Annotated in this window: 13 protein-coding genes and 1 other annotated feature; of the genes, 9 read left to right on the top strand and 4 right to left on the bottom strand. The window is 45.9% G+C overall.

What is annotated here, in order from left to right; translation table 11 throughout:
* Nucleotides 1–34 precede the first annotated feature (34 nt).
* The 7 genes from LOZ80_RS18360 to LOZ80_RS18330 all read left to right on the top strand — a co-directional run bounded on the left by LOZ80_RS18360 (nt 35) and on the right by LOZ80_RS18330 (nt 10288).
* Nucleotides 35–1702: a pyridoxal phosphate-dependent decarboxylase family protein gene (locus tag LOZ80_RS18360; protein WP_238172672.1), complete on the top strand. Its 1668-nt coding sequence runs from the start codon at nt 35–37 to the stop codon at nt 1700–1702.
* Between the two features lie 6 nt (nt 1703–1708).
* The gene (locus LOZ80_RS18355; protein WP_238172671.1) at nt 1709–3451 is read left to right on the top strand and encodes a methyl-accepting chemotaxis protein; all 1743 of its coding nucleotides are present in this window, start codon (nt 1709–1711) and stop codon (nt 3449–3451) included.
* A 164-nt stretch (nt 3452–3615) separates the two neighbouring features.
* Nucleotides 3616–5841 carry a GDYXXLXY domain-containing protein gene (locus tag LOZ80_RS18350; protein ID WP_238172670.1) on the top strand — a complete coding sequence of 742 codons (2226 nt, stop codon included), beginning with the start codon at nt 3616–3618 and terminating at the stop codon, nt 5839–5841.
* Between the two features lie 60 nt (nt 5842–5901).
* Nucleotides 5902–6768, top strand: coding sequence for an EamA family transporter (locus LOZ80_RS18345; protein ID WP_238172669.1), 867 nt, complete (start codon nt 5902–5904; stop codon nt 6766–6768).
* A gap of 48 nt (nt 6769–6816) precedes the next feature.
* Nucleotides 6817–7038, top strand: a binding site (T-box leader).
* A gap of 55 nt (nt 7039–7093) precedes the next feature.
* Nucleotides 7094–8977, top strand: coding sequence for an arginine--tRNA ligase (locus tag LOZ80_RS18340; protein WP_238172668.1), 1884 nt, complete (start codon nt 7094–7096; stop codon nt 8975–8977).
* A gap of 118 nt (nt 8978–9095) precedes the next feature.
* Nucleotides 9096–9725, top strand: coding sequence for a hypothetical protein (locus tag LOZ80_RS18335; protein ID WP_238172667.1), 630 nt, complete (start codon nt 9096–9098; stop codon nt 9723–9725).
* A 308-nt stretch (nt 9726–10033) separates the two neighbouring features.
* On the top strand, nt 10034–10288 hold the full coding sequence (locus LOZ80_RS18330; protein ID WP_238172666.1) for a hypothetical protein: 255 nt from the start codon (nt 10034–10036) through the stop codon (nt 10286–10288).
* Nucleotides 10289–10308: 20 nt separating this feature from the next.
* Here the strand turns inward: LOZ80_RS18330 and LOZ80_RS18325 are convergent, their stop codons facing one another.
* The 3 genes from LOZ80_RS18325 to panD are packed head-to-tail and all read right to left on the bottom strand — an operon-like array spanning nt 10309 to nt 13032.
* Nucleotides 10309–11877 (bottom strand): threonine synthase, encoded by a 1569-nt coding sequence (locus LOZ80_RS18325; RefSeq protein ID WP_238172665.1) that lies wholly within the window; start codon nt 11875–11877, stop codon nt 10309–10311.
* Nucleotides 11874–12638 carry a YheC/YheD family protein gene (locus tag LOZ80_RS18320; protein WP_238172664.1) on the bottom strand — a complete coding sequence of 255 codons (765 nt, stop codon included), beginning with the start codon at nt 12636–12638 and terminating at the stop codon, nt 11874–11876. Before LOZ80_RS18320 ends, LOZ80_RS18325 begins: the two co-directional genes overlap by 4 nt.
* A complete protein-coding gene (gene panD / locus LOZ80_RS18315) occupies nt 12631–13032 on the bottom strand; it encodes an aspartate 1-decarboxylase (protein WP_238172663.1) in 402 nt (133 codons plus the stop codon). Before panD ends, LOZ80_RS18320 begins: the two co-directional genes overlap by 8 nt.
* Nucleotides 13033–13206: 174 nt before the next feature.
* Here panD and LOZ80_RS18310 point away from each other — a divergent pair, with 174 nt between their 5' ends.
* Both LOZ80_RS18310 and LOZ80_RS18305 read left to right on the top strand, forming a co-directional pair.
* A complete protein-coding gene (locus LOZ80_RS18310) occupies nt 13207–13923 on the top strand; it encodes an ABC transporter ATP-binding protein (RefSeq protein ID WP_337951036.1) in 717 nt (238 codons plus the stop codon).
* Between the two features lie 6 nt (nt 13924–13929).
* Nucleotides 13930–14673, top strand: a complete 744-nt coding sequence (locus LOZ80_RS18305; RefSeq protein ID WP_238172662.1) for an ABC transporter permease — start codon at nt 13930–13932, stop codon at nt 14671–14673.
* Between the two features lie 92 nt (nt 14674–14765).
* On the opposite strand, the gene LOZ80_RS18300 is transcribed toward LOZ80_RS18305, so the two are convergent.
* The gene (locus LOZ80_RS18300) at nt 14766–15530 is read right to left on the bottom strand and encodes a sulfite exporter TauE/SafE family protein (protein WP_238172661.1); all 765 of its coding nucleotides are present in this window, start codon (nt 15528–15530) and stop codon (nt 14766–14768) included.
* Between the last annotated feature and the right edge of the window lie 169 nt (nt 15531–15699).

The raw sequence follows: 15699 nt of genomic DNA, 5'->3' as shown, positions 1-15699 counted from the left end.
TTCTTCAAACGATTCTATCGATAGGAGTGAAATTATGAGAGAAAAGAAAGCTAATGTTCAGCAGTTATTTCCAAGTGAAGATGGTAACCCTCAAACGCGTCAAATATTTATGAAGCTTATTGAACAGATTGTCACAGGTGCAGATGAGCTGAAAAACCCGGATGGCGTTAATCTCAAGGGAGAGAAGAATCGATCAGGGCATTTCTACAACAATCTTATCCGTGAAAGCGCCATTCCCCATGGCAGCATTCCAATGGAAGAAGTGAATGTTGAGCTGCTAAAGCTGCTTCATGACCATCCTTACCATACCAAATATTTTTTGACGAACATTTTGCCCATGGCCAGTCTTCCCGGCATTTTGGGGATGATTACAGCTTTCATGGTGAATGGCAACAATTTGTGGGATGTCTATGGCCCGGCTGGAGCAGAAGCGGAAGTGCGAGTCACCAGCATGATGTCCAAATTAATCGGTTACGATGCGCTGCAAAGCGGGGGGTATACAACTTGGGGAGGACAAGGCGCGGTATTTTCTGGACTCCGACTAGCGATTGCCAAATATGCTCCTGATGCCTTGCAAAAAGGAGTTCCCAACAATTTGTATGCGTTTTGTTCCGAAGCTGCGCATTACAGCTTGTTTAAATCGATGGAAGCATCAGGTATCGGAAGCGATCGCTTGATCAGGATTCGTACGCATGCGGACAGCTCTATGGATGTGGATGATTTGGCAATCAAGCAGTCAGAAGTCATTGCTCAAGGCGGAATTCCGATTTACATCGTCGCTACAACAGGAACGACAGATGCCATGGGCATTGATGATGTGGCGCACATTTATGAAGTTTCTTCCCAATTAGCCAATCAGCATGGATTGTCCAGACCTCATATTCACGCAGATTCTGCCTTGGGTGGATTCTTTGCTTTCTTTAATGATTATGATTTCGATGTTAATCCACTTGCGTTCAGTCAAGAAGTTGTGCAAGCATTAATCGCGATTCAAAGTAAAATGAAACATCTACATATGGCGGATTCATTGTGCTTCGATTTCCAGAAGCTAGGCCAAACTCCCTATTTGACAAGCTTATTTCTAGTGAAAGACGCGGCTGATTTACGGCTCATGGATCTGCATCCGGATGAAACACCGTATGTCGGCCATCGTGGTTATGGGCAGTATCACACAGGCTATACGCTGGAATGCTCGCGAATGGCTAGCTCGATTAGCATTTACAGCGCACTGCTCGCATTCGGTATTCAAGGGTATCAACAATTGCTAGCCCAATTCGTTGAAGTGAATCTTACTTTCCGCGCAGCGCTTAAGCGGGAGATCCCTCAAGTAGAGATTGTCAATGATGATAACCCAGGTATCATTACACTGTTCCGTATTTACCCGGATAGCAAACCTGGATTCCAGGCTGAAATTTCAGGTACGTGCACACTCAAGGAAATAGAACGAAATAACAAATTCAACGAGCGGCTGTTTGAAATGCTTGGGGATCATCGCGATCGTATCTTTTTTGGAGATACCAAGAAGCATTTGTTAGTTCAAACGAAGGATGACAGCTCCATCGCTTTATACGCGACAAAAATCTTCGTGATCTCCCCGTATACGGAGACTAGGCACGTAGAAGAAATTATTCAATATTTAAAAACGACGATTACACAAGTCTACGAAAAATACTCGGAGTCATCCATGTTAAGCAGGAGGTAATTGAATGTGGCTAAGCAAGTTGGGACAACAATCATAAACTGGTTCCGTGGACATATCGCGGTGAAGATGACCCTCAGCATCTTACTGCTGCTGTTCTTTGTATGTGCGGCTTTTTCCGTTTCTGGCTATATGACCAGTCGAAGCTTATCGACCAAGCTCGAAGATCAATTCGTTCTAAGATTAACAACCAATATTGAAAATGTCTCGAAATATCTTTCTTCCATTCCTGAGCATGCGGATGAAATTACAGGCAAAGAGCATCCGGCCTATATCAAAATCAAACAACAATTCGAGCAATTCAAAAAGCAGGATACGCTTGAAAATGTTTATGTTTTGAAAAAGGTGCAAGACAAGGATCAAATCGTTATTTTAACAGGTGTAGACGATGATTTGGGCACAGAGTACCCATTCACAGCCGAAATGAATAGCGCCATCAAAGAAAATAAAGCAACGATCAGCGATATTTACAAAGATGAATTTGGCATTCATAAATCCATATTTGTTCCTCTCAAGAACAGCAAGGGTGACAATATCGGCATTGTCGGCATTGATTTGGACGCTGCTGTGATAACGAAAACGAAACAGGATTTGGTATGGGCGACATCCTTAATCACTTTGATCGTTGTGGTTATTGGAAGTTTGATTGCTTATTTCATCAGCCAAAGTGTCACGAGACCTGTTGTTCAACTGATGCGCTTGACGGAGAAAGTTGCAGCCGGAGATTTATCCGAACAAGTCATCATTGGGCGCGTTGATGAAATCGGGAAACTGGCTAATTCTTTTAATGAAATGCGGCGAAGTTTGGATGTGATTATCCGTCAAATCTTCTCATCCTCAGATCTCCTTACGAATACCAGCGCACAATTGTATCAATCGGCGGATGAGTCCAGCGCAAGTGCGGGGCAGGTTGCCGTTTCGATGAACAGCATGAATGAAGGTGTAGCAGAGGTTGTTTCTTCCATCTCAGATAGTACCATTTCGATTGTGGAGATCAACTCTGAATTGTCGGAGGTCACGCATGAAGTTAAAGAGATGCAGGAAATGGCGCATCAAGTCAGCGTACATTCAGCAGACGGCCAACAACTTGTAGAGAAGACTTTGCACCAAATGAATGCCATTCAAAAAGAAATGAAACATTCCCAAGAAGCTGCTCAACAGTTGGGGAATCGTTCCAAAGAAATCGGCGAAATCATCCATATCATTACGGAAATTGCGCAACAGACAAATCTGCTGGCTCTGAATGCTTCGATTGAAGCAGCGCGGGTAGGCGAACAAGGAAAAGGCTTTGCCGTAGTTGCAGGTGAAGTGAAGAAACTGTCCGAGCAATCGACCAATGCCGCAAGCTCCATTACAGAGCTCGTTTCCAGCACCCAGAAGGATAGCCTGCTCGTTATGGAAAGCATCCTGCAGGGGAATCAAGCTGTCGAACAAGGTCAAACTTGGATCAATGACACCTATGAGAATTTTAAAGTTATTTTTAATGGCATTTCGGGCTTTTCGGATCGTACCGATCACTTGCTGGTTACCCTAGAAAAAGCTGTGAAATCTTTTGAAGTCATTTCCAATGCCATGCAGAAAATTTCTGGCATTACGGAGGAACAATCTGCAGGCTATGAAGAAGTAGCAGCCGCTGCGCAGGAACAAAGTGCTTCTATTCAGGAAATAACATCCGCCATTCGCCAATTATCGGAAATGACGGTAGGGCTGCAAAATTCGGTGCAAAACTTTAGAATTACGAAAACCAAATGATAGTACGTACTGGCCAGCCCCGAGCTGGCTTTTTTTATGCAAATATACCTTCCGTTTTGAATCTGTCGTACTGGGGTAATGATCTGGTACTAGGAATAGATAGTACTTCACAGGGGAAGGATCTCCTGTACAATTAGAAGTAAGACGGAAGGGGGAAGACGATCATGAAATCCAAATTTGTAACGATTCAATTAGGGTATGTGTTGGGTGCAAGCGCGCTATTAACCGCCATCGTATATTTCTTTGCAACAAACTGGGAAAAGTTGAACCGCTGGGAGAAATTCGTTCCTGTTTTTGTGCTGATACTCGGCTTTTATGGGTTATCCCTTTGGCTTTCACACAAGCCTGGCAGGCATTTTCTAAGCCGATTGAGCTTATTTGCAAGCTGCGTCTCTTTTGGCGTAGGTGTTGGGCTGATCGGTCAGACATACAATTCACATGCGGATAGCTATAGTTTGTTCGCAGTTTGGTTTATTCCGGCAATCCTATTCTCGTTTCTAACCAGATGGCAGCCGTTTTATATACTTTCTTATGTGCTGGGTCACATCGCATATGGGCTTTATTTTTTCCCAAAATGGGGCTCAGGTGCTGAGGATGAAATGATTCAAATCGCAATCCTGCTAGGCCTGGTTGTAATCAATGGTATGCTGTATGTGCTTACCGAACGTGAAGCCGTGCACTCTCCTTTTTTGAAATGGGTGTCTTTCCAAGCGGCAATGGCTCTTCTCTTATTCCTTTCAATCTCCCACATCTTCGAAGAAAACGGGATTGTCATGAACGTTCCGCTTATCGCAGCCTTGGTGCTGGCTGTCGGTTATGCCCACCGAACAAGGAACAAAACGTATCTGCTTTTTGCAGGTCTATGGGTTTCAGCCACGGTTACGGTGAAGTATATTGAGGTGGTTATTGACCATTATAATGAGCTGTTTTTTGTCGTTAGTTTGTTGTTCCTGATCGCTTTCATTGCGGCGAATGTTAAATTTATGAGCTATATTCGGGCTTGGAATCCTGCTCCCAAACAGGATGAGACAGAGACTTTAACAGACGAAGCAGGGAAAGCGCATAACGACTTTACCAAATGGATTGTTCGTGTTCTCACGGTTACGGTTATTATCATCGGGTCGTTATTAGGAAGCTTGACCATTATTGGGATTGTCACAGTGGTTCTGGGATTCGAGCACCCAGAAAAGGTGCTTATGGGGTATGGTCTGCTCTCCGTAATCGCCATGATTGCTGCTTCAAAGCTGAATTCGCTAGCAAGATATACAATTCTAATTAGTGGCCTATTGCTAGGAGCCGGGACTTCGGTGGTTATGGAAAATGAAACGATGATGCTCGTTTTCCTCGCTGTAACGATCCTTGCTTTCGTCCTCATGAGGGGCTTGCTGCATCGCGTGTTTTTCTTCTTGGCAGCAATCAGTATAACGGCCTGCTTGCTCGTAAGATGGATAGATAGCGAAATAATTGTTCTGACCGTACTTGCAGGAGTGCTTGCTGTTCTCTTTGCAGGCAGTAGTGTGCTTAAGAACGATACTTTGAAACTGCCGATCTTATACAGCAGCTATCCATCTTTTTTGATGATCTTATTCTCGCTCACTTTTATTACCGAAAAGGCTTGGTATTTTATTTCCAACATCCTATTCTTTCTCATCGTCGTAACAGCCTTAGTTATCAGTAAACAAAAATTGATCAAATGGATGTACGCTTGGTCTATGGGATTTTGGATCGCATACTTGGTGTACAAATATTATGATTTGGCTTGGAAGCTGCTTCATAAATCAGTTACATTCGCCATCATCGGGATTGTGCTCCTTACGTTCACCGTTTGGTATGAACATAGGCATCGTCAGGAAGCTATTGAGTCCAAGGAAACGAATGCTATTTTTAAAATGAATCGTTGGATCATCGCACTATTGGTGCTGCTCCAAGTACTGGCTATGTCTTTGCAAATAGGCAAAAGCGAATGGCTTCTTGCACACGGGCAGCTAATTAAGCTCAAGCTCGAACCGCTGGATCCACGATCGCTGATCCAAGGGGATTATGTTCGTTTGAGATATACAATATCTAATCTTGAAATTTTTCAAACGATGGAGCCTGATACTTTTTCGAATAAAAAATTAGCAGTTGTGCTTGCACCGAACAAGGCAACCGGCGTGTATGACTTTAAACGTGTTTATCGGGAAGATGAGATACTTGCACCAGATGAAGTGAAGCTCAACGGAACGCTGACGGGTTATGACAATGTTGCCTATGGCATAGAAACGTATTTCATCCCGGAAGGCACAGGAAGCATCTATGAACGGGATGCCAAGTTTGCCGAAGTGAAGGTATCGGCTGGCGGTGATGCTATTCTTGTACGTTTGCTGCTAGCGCCAAGTATTGTCCAGTGAGAAGGAATGTGGTAAAATAACCCGATCTTTGTGAGCGAAAGAAAGGGGTAACTGCATTTCATGTGGCTTTTATTTTCTGTACTTGCAGCGTGCTGCTTCGGGCTGCGAGGCATCTTGTATCATTGGACCAGTCAACAATCTTTGAATCGTAATGTGCTGCTGTGCGGTACGTTTTTTATGGGGGCGCTCATCAGTATCGTGTGTGCCCTCGTTCTACATCAAGCTTGGACCATGTCAGCTTTGATTGGTGTCCAGATGGGGCTTTTTTCGTTCGGAGCCAATGCCAGTATGTTCAAAGGCTTTGCTGTTGGCAAAGCTTCGCTCGTCGCGATCCTTACAGGATTGCCTTCGGTAATCGTGGTAGTATTCGCCTACTTTCTATGGAATGAAAGGCTCAATCTGCTGCAATTTTTTGCATTCGTGGTCATTGTAGTTGGGATTCTAGTCGTTCGCTACTCGAATGATATAACGCTGCGTAATTTGCAGGGAGCAGGCTGGGGACTTCTGGCGATGCTTCTTTTTGCGGGAAATGACTTGTCCAGCAAATGGACAACACTGGTGAAAGCCCCGCTGTTTCCAACGTTATTCTTCATGTTTATAACGGGAACCTGCTGCTTTGCGCTGTGGTGGATCAAAGACCGACTCCAAGAAAAGCCTGACAATAGGGTCAGCACAAAATGGAGCGAGAAACAAACCTTTGTGATCGGCATGGGCGTAGGCATCACCAATGTTGCTGGGATGATTCTAATTATTCACGGCTTTGCACATGGCAAGGCGGGATTGGTTTCCGCTGTCGTTGCGCTCAATGTACTGATTGTTCTGCTGTACACCCGCTTTATTTTGAAGGACAGATTTTCCCGGTTGGAGCAGTCAGGACTTGCTTTAGCACTCATAGGAATCTTGATGATGAAACTGGTAGCATCTTGACAACAGAAGTGGGTTGCTGTAATATTCAGTAAATTCATAATTTCATATGTAACATTGGTGAACAGGACAGTAGTTCTTGTCAGACAGTCGCAGCGAGCCGGAAATGGTGGGAACCGGTACGAATGTCAGGAGCGAAGCGGGCCTGGGAAATGGTCTTCCGAAGCAAGTCGTAGGGAGATCCGGCATGAGCCGTTATCGAACGAGTGGTTAAATCCAAGTGATTTAACACATAGAGTGGTACCGCGGGAATGAACAGCTCTCGTCTCTTGATATAGAGACGGGGGCTTTTTTGCGTTCAAATCAGATAATAAGGAGGAACAGGACAATGCTTCAACAACTGTTATTCAACGAAATTTCTTTGCATGTAGACAAATTACTTCAAGAGGGCGGAGTGGAACGTCCGGGGACACTGAAAATTTTGACGGAACACCCGGCGCATATCGACCATGGGGATTACAGTTCGAATATAGCTATGCTTATGGCGAAAATACTTCATAAGGCTCCGATGTTAGTCGCTCAGGATTTGCAATCTCGGATCGTGGAAAATGGATGTATCGAAGGTCTGTTTTACAGGGTTGAGGCAGTTGCACCTGGATTCCTTAACTTTTATATTCAATGGGATGCTTGGGCAAAGTGGAAATCACAAACAATCTCCCAGGGGGAATCTGGTCCTAGAAAGAAAGTCGTCGTCGAACATACCTCCATCAATCCGAACAAAGCTGCACACGTAGGACATTTGCGAAATTCCTGTATCGGCGATTCGTTGTCGCGTATGTTGGCACATGCCGGGTATGAGGTTGAGGTGCATAACTATATTGATGATTTGGGCAATCAGCTTGCGGATACCGTTGTAGGTATGCTTCATACTTCATCAGACGAGACGTTCGAGCGATTCGGGGATTTCTGTTGGGAAACCTATGCCAAAGTAAACCAGGCTTATCGGAATCAGCCAGACCTGGTCCAGCAGCGTTCCGTTGTTCTGCATGCCTTAGAGAATGGTAACTCCAACCTGGCTTGGATGGGTGCTCTGGTGGCTGAACGCATTGTTCGTGAACAATTGGACGAAATGAAGCAATTCGGCATTCAGTACGATGTACTGGTGTGGGAAAGCAGCATTGTCCAAGCTGGATTCTGGGACACTACTTTCGAGCTGCTCAGCCAAACGGATATGTTTTATAAGGTGGCAGATGGTAAGTTAGCAGGCTGCTGGGTGCTCAGGAATGTTGAGCAGAAGTCAGATGCGGAGGATGAGAATGAAGATTACCAAGGCGATAAAGTGCTCGTTCGGTCCAATGGCATTCTAACCTATACAGCCAAAGACATCGCTTATCATCTCTGGAAATTCGGATTGCTCAAGAATGATTTTGCCTACAAAAAATGGGGAGATGGCCTGTGGTCAACTGTTTCCCGGGGCAGTAAGAAATCGATTGGACGTGCGGACAAAGTCATTAATGTCATTGATTATCGTCAACAATATCCACAGGAGATGGTGAAGCTGGCCTTGCAGGCGCTTGGCTTTGAGAGCGAAGCAAATGAGCTTAAACATGTGAGCTACGGTGTTGTTTCGTTAAGTCCGAGTACAGCGGCAGGTTTAGGAATCGATACGGCGGATGGCAAAAGTTCCTACGCGATGTCTGGCCGCCAAGGTATCGGGATCAAAGTGGCCGATCTGCTGGACCGCATGGAAAGTGTCATCCATGAGAAGCGTCCGAGGAAAGCTGGCATCTCCAGCCGCACGCTTGCAGCCGCATCGATTCGCTACTATTTGCTCAAATATCAACTGTTAACCGAAGTGGTCTTCGACTTGGAACAAGCGACAGAAGTAACAGGGAATACAGGCGTTTACTTGCTCTATGCCTACAGCAGAGCCAATAGTATTATGGACAAAGCCACTAACGATGCTCGCCTCCACATGATTGAGCCGAACTTTGATGCAGCTTTGCTGGAAGATCAGGAGTACCAACTGCTGAGGCATATGGCGTATTGGCCTGAAACATTGAAAGCTTCCATCCAGCAATTAGCGCCTAGCTTAATATGTCATTATGCGTTTGAGTTGGCATCCCTGTTTAACCATTTCTATAGTGCTTGTCCTGTCTTGAAAGGCACTGATTCCCTCGTCGCACATCGACTCTGGATCACGCAGACTTACCAGCAAACACTTCACCAAGCGCTCGCGTTACTGGGGATGCCGACCCCCAAACGACTGTAGAACTGCTGAAGAGCTGAATTTTGCCCCAAAATGCAACTATAGCTTTCTGATCGGAAGCAAATGCGGTACAATAAGAATATTCGTGCCAATTAGAATGATTCAGGAGGCTTTTACCACAATGACAGAAAAAGATATCGAAACCCAAGCTGAAGAAGTGAATGAACAAGATCAAGAACGCGAGCAAGCCCAGATCATTATGACTTGGTTTCAACACATTCAAGAAGTGATGAAAGAACAATTTCCTGAATATGAAGTGGATGGTCAAATCGGTAATAATCCGACTTATGGTCCAATGTTTGCTTTTACGCTTACGAGAGAAGAGAAGTCCACTTCCTGCGGGTTTTTCTTGAATGAAATTATGCGAAACTTCCAAACGAATCCGAATGCCGGTCTCTGGCTCTCTTCTTTCTTCGTAGATTTATTGCGCAGCCCGGACAGTCATCCGCTGCCCAATCCGCCGCAATCCGAAGATGAAGCCAAAGATTTGTTGGATAAACATATCGTTCCTTACTGTGCCAAAACGGTACGCGAAGAGTTCCCGGATCAGAAGATCTACGTTGATCTAGAGCTTAATGAAGAGCACGGCCCTGTGCTCGAAGCCGGCTTCGTAGCTGTCGAAGATGGCAACAACACCTGCGCGCTGCCGCTGCAATATTTAATGACGTTATACTTATTAAATCGTGATCCGGCTGAGCCGCTTATCCAAGCGATGTATCGTTTGTATGAGGAAAATAATTTAGGTCAATAACTTAGAAGTGCTTTCAATGGATTGATCCATTGGAAGCACTTTTTTTGACGCCAGAAATTGTGTTTCTGGTTTGGGGGCGTTTCAAGGGGCACAGGAAATGGAGCAGATAAGCACGCGCTGTGGTCTTATTTCATGAGTTTCCGCGATGTTGGCGGGGATAAGCCCATTTAGCATGCCTATTGGTGCTGAGCTCATCCCTTGTAGATGACCTAATCGAAGGTTAGGTATCTCACGGCAATCGCCGCGGAAGCAGGAGGGATGTATAAATCCGATGTAAATCGGGTTTTATGCCGAAATGGAGGATTTCATTGGAGATATCCAATGGAAATCGGGTTTTCATGCCTAAAAAGAGGGTTACATTGGATAAATCCAATGTAAATCAGGGTTTTATGCCAAAAAGGAGGGTTTCATTGGAGAAATCCAATGTAATCCCTTTTCAGGCAGCAAAAAGAATGATTTCAATGGATTTATCCATTGTAAGTTATGTTAAAATGATAGAACATTCGATTTCAATGGATTTATCCAATGATATCAACAGAGCCCCCGCCTCAGATCCACGATAGGAGCTGAAGCGGGGGCTTCCCTATGGAAGCAAATGATGCTTCCGGTAGTCTTCATAACTGCGGATAATCGGCAGTTGTGAACTGTGAGCTAGCTGCGTATATTTCATCGCATGCGACGTGTTGAACAAGACGACGGAGTCGCTAGGTCGCAGCCATCCGTTGTCGCAGAGGGCAAGGAGCCCTGCCCAAGTGGCGGAGCCCTCCGGCGAGGAAGAGATTCCTTGTGAGCCTAATGTGCGCGTTGCGTCAGCGATCTGGCTCTTGGACAGAGCGATGGCGGTGCCGCCGCTTTCCACTATGATGGAAAGGATGAGCTCCACATCAGGTGGCTTCGGTACGCGCATGCCTGTCGGACTCGCCCCATCAGCTCGCACTTCAGCCGCTCGAGCTCCTGCGAGCTCACGCCCCATCTGCTCATTCACCGCTCCCTCGCTCGCCGTAGTCATTGGCTCGCATATCTGCCCGCTCACGCCACCCGCGCGCACATTAGTCGTTATCTCGCTCGCCTGCTCACTAGTCATTGGCTCGCTTCTCTGCCCGCTCACGCCGCCCGCGCTCGCCGTAGTCATTGGCTCGCATATCTGCCCGCTCACGCCACCCGCGCGCACATTAGTCGTTATCTCGCTCGCCGTAGTCATTGGCTCGCTTCTCTGCCCGCTATCGCCGTTCACCTGCCCGCTATCGCCGCTCACCTGCTCACTAGTCGTTGTCTCCTTTGCCCCGCCCGAGCCTACAGCTTGGCCGAAAACAATCAAACCATCGACGATGGGCTGGCAGCCCTCCTCCTGCACGCAGACGAATCTTGGCAGGGGGCCGTCGATCCAACCCATAGCTTTGAGCTCGTGGTAAGCTTTCCACATGCCAATAATGCCGGAGCCACCGCCAGTCGGGTAAATAATGACGTCAGGGAACGTCCAATTTAGCTGTTCAGCGAGCTCGAGTCCCATTGTCTTTTTGCCTTCGACGCGTCCAGGCTCCTTCAACGTGCCAACGTTCACCCAGCCTTGCTCTTGTTTGCCATCTTCGATAATCGCTGCTGCATCGTGAATAAAACCATCAACTAGATAAGTGGCAGCGCCGTATAAAGGACACTCGTCCACGATAAGCGGTGGACAGTCAAGCGGGATAAACACAGAAGCAGCTATGCCAGCGCAAGCTGCATAAGCCGCTAGAGCCCCCGCTGCATTGCCATTGGAGGGGACGGCAGCTTTGGTTGCTCCTAATTCTTTGAGCAGTGAAACGGCAACAGAGAATCCTCTGGATTTGAAGCTTCCCGTTGGGTTTTGTTCTTCTCTTTTGAGCCAAAGCTGTCTAATCGGCAGTTTCTGCTCCCACGCCTTCAACCGTAGAAGCGGTGTCCACCCTTCGCCCAGGGTAGTGATACAATCGGGGTTGCTGACAGGAAGCAAATCTTTGTATCTCCACATGGATGGGTAGCGTGTTTGAATGACTTCCTTCGTTAATGTTCTGCGAATTCGCTCCCAATCATAATCGACTAGCAGGGTTCCGCCGCAGTCGCATTTCATGTCCAGATATCGGAAAGGGAGCTTAGCAGAACATCGTGAGCAATATAGCCCCAATCGGTTCATCTCCGGGCCCCCTCACTGTTCTCAGCAGGAAAACGTTGAAAAGACTTGATTTGACGAAACATCGACTTATCTTTCAATTTCAAAAACAATTCCAGCATCGGTGCAAAATTGACTTCAATAATCCAAATGTTACCTTTCTTATCAAAAGCCATATCGATCCCCATCGTATCCACCCAACGATACGACGGACTTAATTGTTCGGCAGCTAATAAGGCAACTTTGTCGAGCTGTGCGAGAAGTTTCTTGGCGTTCATGAAGCTAAGTTCCGATTGTTTAAGCGCGTTTTCAACAGTGACAACTTTGCCGCCGCTGAGTCGAATGTTGGTGACGATAAACCCAGAACCAGCTACTTTGGCTAGTTTCCCTGTGACTTGCCAAGGCGTATTGCGGCGGCGCTGGACCATTACCCTGAGATCGAAAGGGCGACCATTCGCTGTAGCTAGCGGAACGCGCTGCTGAACGATGAAGTTTTTGCTGATCTTTTTACGAAAGGAAGCCGATAGTGCGGACCGTTCGGTATACAGCTTCTTTTTGGCTCCATTTTGTACCTCGTAAGCGTTGTCGTCCGTCTGTTTAATCCGAATAACACCATTCCCGCCATAACTGCCTGTCGGCTTGACGATGATTTGGCCGTATTTTGTAAGCATGCGCCAGAAGGACTTCTCTTTCAGCCAAGCTGTTTCCGGGAGGTATACGCTAAGTTTAGACGACTTTCGAAGAATTTTATATTTAGTCCATTTGCTTGTGCTTAATTTACTCATAGGGCTTCACTTCCTGCTCTGCAATAACGATATCATGTTCCTCCACACGGACCAGTTGATTATGATCATCCACAAAAACGACCTGTGGTTTCAGTAAACTGATTTCAGAATCGTCCAAGAGCCCCATGCTAAGGATGATGACAAGATCACCAGGAGCAAACAGATGAGCAGGAGGGCCATTCAAGCCGATTTTCCCGCTTCCTTCAGGTGCAGGAATTGCGTATGTTTTCCAACGGGTGGCATTGCGAAGACTAGTAATTTGAACCATTTCATAGGGTAAAATATGGGCTTTACGCATCAGCAAAAGATCGATGGTAATACTTCCCACATAATTCAGGTCGGCTTCCGTCACTGTCGCACGATGGATCTTCCCTTTACACATAAGACGCTGCATATGAAGTAGCTCCTTTATGGTCACTTTAGGTGTTATCACAACGTATGACAAGATAAGGTCTTATGGTTTAGGTATAAACCCGATTTAGCTGAAAATGGGCAAGCATCTCTATTGAATTAGGCTGTGCTATACTTAGAAAACATAGACTATGACAAAATGAAGGAGTGAGCAGTTCTGTCTTCCCCCATTCTAGTTATTGAACACTTACATAAAAAACACCCAAACGGCAGCTCTGCACCAATATTTCAGCAAATTTGTGCACAAGTATCGCCACAGGATCGCATTATTATCCTCGGGCCATCCGGTCAAGGAAAGAGTACGTTGCTTCGCGTATTAGCCACATTAGAAAGTAAAGATGGGGGCCATATAACACTGCATGGTAAACATTCTGGAAACTGGAACCCTGCGGAATGGCGAAAGAAAGTTTGCTACGTTCCGCAGCAGCCGTCCATGCTGCCAATTACGGTTGCAGATAATCTGGCGATTGTAAGCAAACTCCATCAACGCGCTTTTGATCAGCGTTTGGCCGCAGATTTAATGGGTCAAGTAGGTTTGGGAGATCTGGACTGGTCACAGAAAGCAGCAGATTTATCAGGTGGACAGAAGCAGCGTGTGCAGTTGGTAAGATCTATGCTGCTGGGTTCCGATCTTCTGTTGCTGGACGAGGCGACATCAGCGCTTGATGCGCAAAGCAAACAAGCAGTTGAAACGACACTGATGAAATGGCACGAAGAAAGAGGGACGGCATTGATTTGGGTGACCCATGAGGCGCAGCAAGCTCGGCGGGTAGGCAATCACTATTGGCATTTGCAAGGCGGGGCTTTGACAGAAGTCAATGAAGAAGAAGCTCTCGTTAAAAGTGATTCGATGCTTAACGAAGGAGGTGCCTAATTTCGGATGTCAACATTAGCTCTTGGTTTCACACTAACCTTTGTAATGATTACAATCGCTTTATCCAAATGGCAGAAGTTAGGGCTCGAAAAGGACATCGCGATGGGAACAATTCGCGGTTCCTTGCAGATGTTGTTTATCGGGTATGTGCTTCATTTTGTTTTTCAAACGGAGAATATGGCACTTATCTTCCTTATGATCGCGATCATGATTGCTATAGCTACTCATAATGCAGGCAAACGAGCGGAGGGCTTGCAAGGTATTCATTGGCGGATAGCAGCATCTATTGCCATAACTGAAATTTTGACGATGTCGTTGATGCTCGGGCTGCATATTATTCAACCTACAACACAATTCATAATTCCTATTAGCGGGATGACAATCGGCAGTTCCATGATTGTTTGCGGCTTATTTTTAAACCAAATGAATCGTGAGATCGCTTCTTCCAAAGAAGAAATTGAGGCGCTGCTAGCTCTGGGATCTTCGCTTCGTCAGGCCATTCAGCAAGCTTTGCAGCGCTCCGTGAAGGCCAGTATGATACCGACTATTGACGGGATGAAGACGGTTGGTTTGGTTCAGTTGCCGGGGATGATGACCGGGATGATTATCGCAGGAGCCAATCCGATTGAAGCGGTGCGTTATCAGATTTTAATTTTGTTTGCTTTCACGGCAGCAGCAGCCATCACAAGTATTTTATTAAGCATGTTAAGTTATAAGCTGTGGTTCACTCGTGAAATGACGCTGAAATAGAGCGTATTTCCCGGGGAATCGTAAAGTTCGACACGCCAAAAACCTGAGGCCAGACTGGTTGAGACCAGCAGCACCTCAGGTTTTTTGGTAATTTAAATTAATTTAAGGCCGCTAATTAAAACTAAGCTAGCAATAATCATCCGCAGGATATTGGTTGGCGCTTTGATTGACAACATGCTGCCGATGAGGACGCCGGGAATGGAACCAATGAGTAGGTTCAGCACAAGCATATAATTGACATTTCCCATACTGGCATGCAGGATTCCGGCTGTTGTCGCCAAGAAGAAAGCATGAGCAATATCGGTTCCAACCAGCTGTGCGGGATTCATGCGAAAAAAGTACAACATTGCAATCGCATACAAAGAACCCGATCCTATAGAGGTAAGCCCAACGATGAATCCAAGAACAGCCCCGATTGTGATCGTTAAGCCGCGTTTTTCCTGCAAACTCTTAAGCTGCCAGCGATTCTCTTTAAGCTTGTGCCCAAAGAAAACTTTAAACAAGGTGGCAAACGCGACCAAAATCAGAACATAGCCGAGAGCATGTTTGATGATGACCTCTTGATTATCAAAGAACGAATTGAATAATTTCAAAAAAACAACGGCAAGAATGACGCCAGGAATACTGCCCATGGCCAACATTTTAACCAATTTGAAATCAATCGTTTTTTGCCGCCAATGCTGTATCGTCCCAAAAAGCTTCGTGATCGAGTTATACAACAGATCGGTGCCAACCGCGATAGAGGGATGAATGCCGATTAGAATCAGAATCGGGGTCAACAGTGAAGCGCCGCCAACACCGGTTAAACCAACCAAAAAACCAACGAATACCCCCATAAGTAATACACTTAAAGTCATGTTGTCATGTCCCCATTTCGATTACCCACTAATCAAATTGGATTAATTTTATTACATGGAAATGCAGTATGTAAAGAGAAATTTTTAAATACAGCTTAGAATAAGCTTTTTATATCCCGAACTTTCTGTTCTTCATTCACGGAATCAGGTACAATGTGATGATGTGACG

It is taken from the genome of Paenibacillus sp. HWE-109 (assembly GCF_022163125.1).
Lineage (GTDB): Bacteria > Bacillota > Bacilli > Paenibacillales > NBRC-103111 > Paenibacillus_E.
Note: the sequence above shows the minus strand (reverse complement) of the source record. Positions and strands in the feature narration are given on the sequence as shown.

Coding starts and splice junctions, on each gene's coding strand:
- LOZ80_RS18300 (WP_238172661.1), bottom strand. CDS start 15,530: ATGACTTTAAGTGTATTACTTATGGGGGTATTCGTTGGTTTTTTGGTT.
- LOZ80_RS18350 (WP_238172670.1), top strand. CDS start 3,616: ATGAAATCCAAATTTGTAACGATTCAATTAGGGTATGTGTTGGGTGCA.
- panD (WP_238172663.1), bottom strand. CDS start 13,032: ATGCAGCGTCTTATGTGTAAAGGGAAGATCCATCGTGCGACAGTGACG.
- LOZ80_RS18325 (WP_238172665.1), bottom strand. CDS start 11,877: ATGAACCGATTGGGGCTATATTGCTCACGATGTTCTGCTAAGCTCCCT.
- LOZ80_RS18360 (WP_238172672.1), top strand. CDS start 35: ATGAGAGAAAAGAAAGCTAATGTTCAGCAGTTATTTCCAAGTGAAGAT.
- LOZ80_RS18305 (WP_238172662.1), top strand. CDS start 13,930: ATGTCAACATTAGCTCTTGGTTTCACACTAACCTTTGTAATGATTACA.
- LOZ80_RS18335 (WP_238172667.1), top strand. CDS start 9,096: ATGACAGAAAAAGATATCGAAACCCAAGCTGAAGAAGTGAATGAACAA.
- LOZ80_RS18345 (WP_238172669.1), top strand. CDS start 5,902: ATGTGGCTTTTATTTTCTGTACTTGCAGCGTGCTGCTTCGGGCTGCGA.
- LOZ80_RS18340 (WP_238172668.1), top strand. CDS start 7,094: ATGCTTCAACAACTGTTATTCAACGAAATTTCTTTGCATGTAGACAAA.
- LOZ80_RS18320 (WP_238172664.1), bottom strand. CDS start 12,638: ATGAGTAAATTAAGCACAAGCAAATGGACTAAATATAAAATTCTTCGA.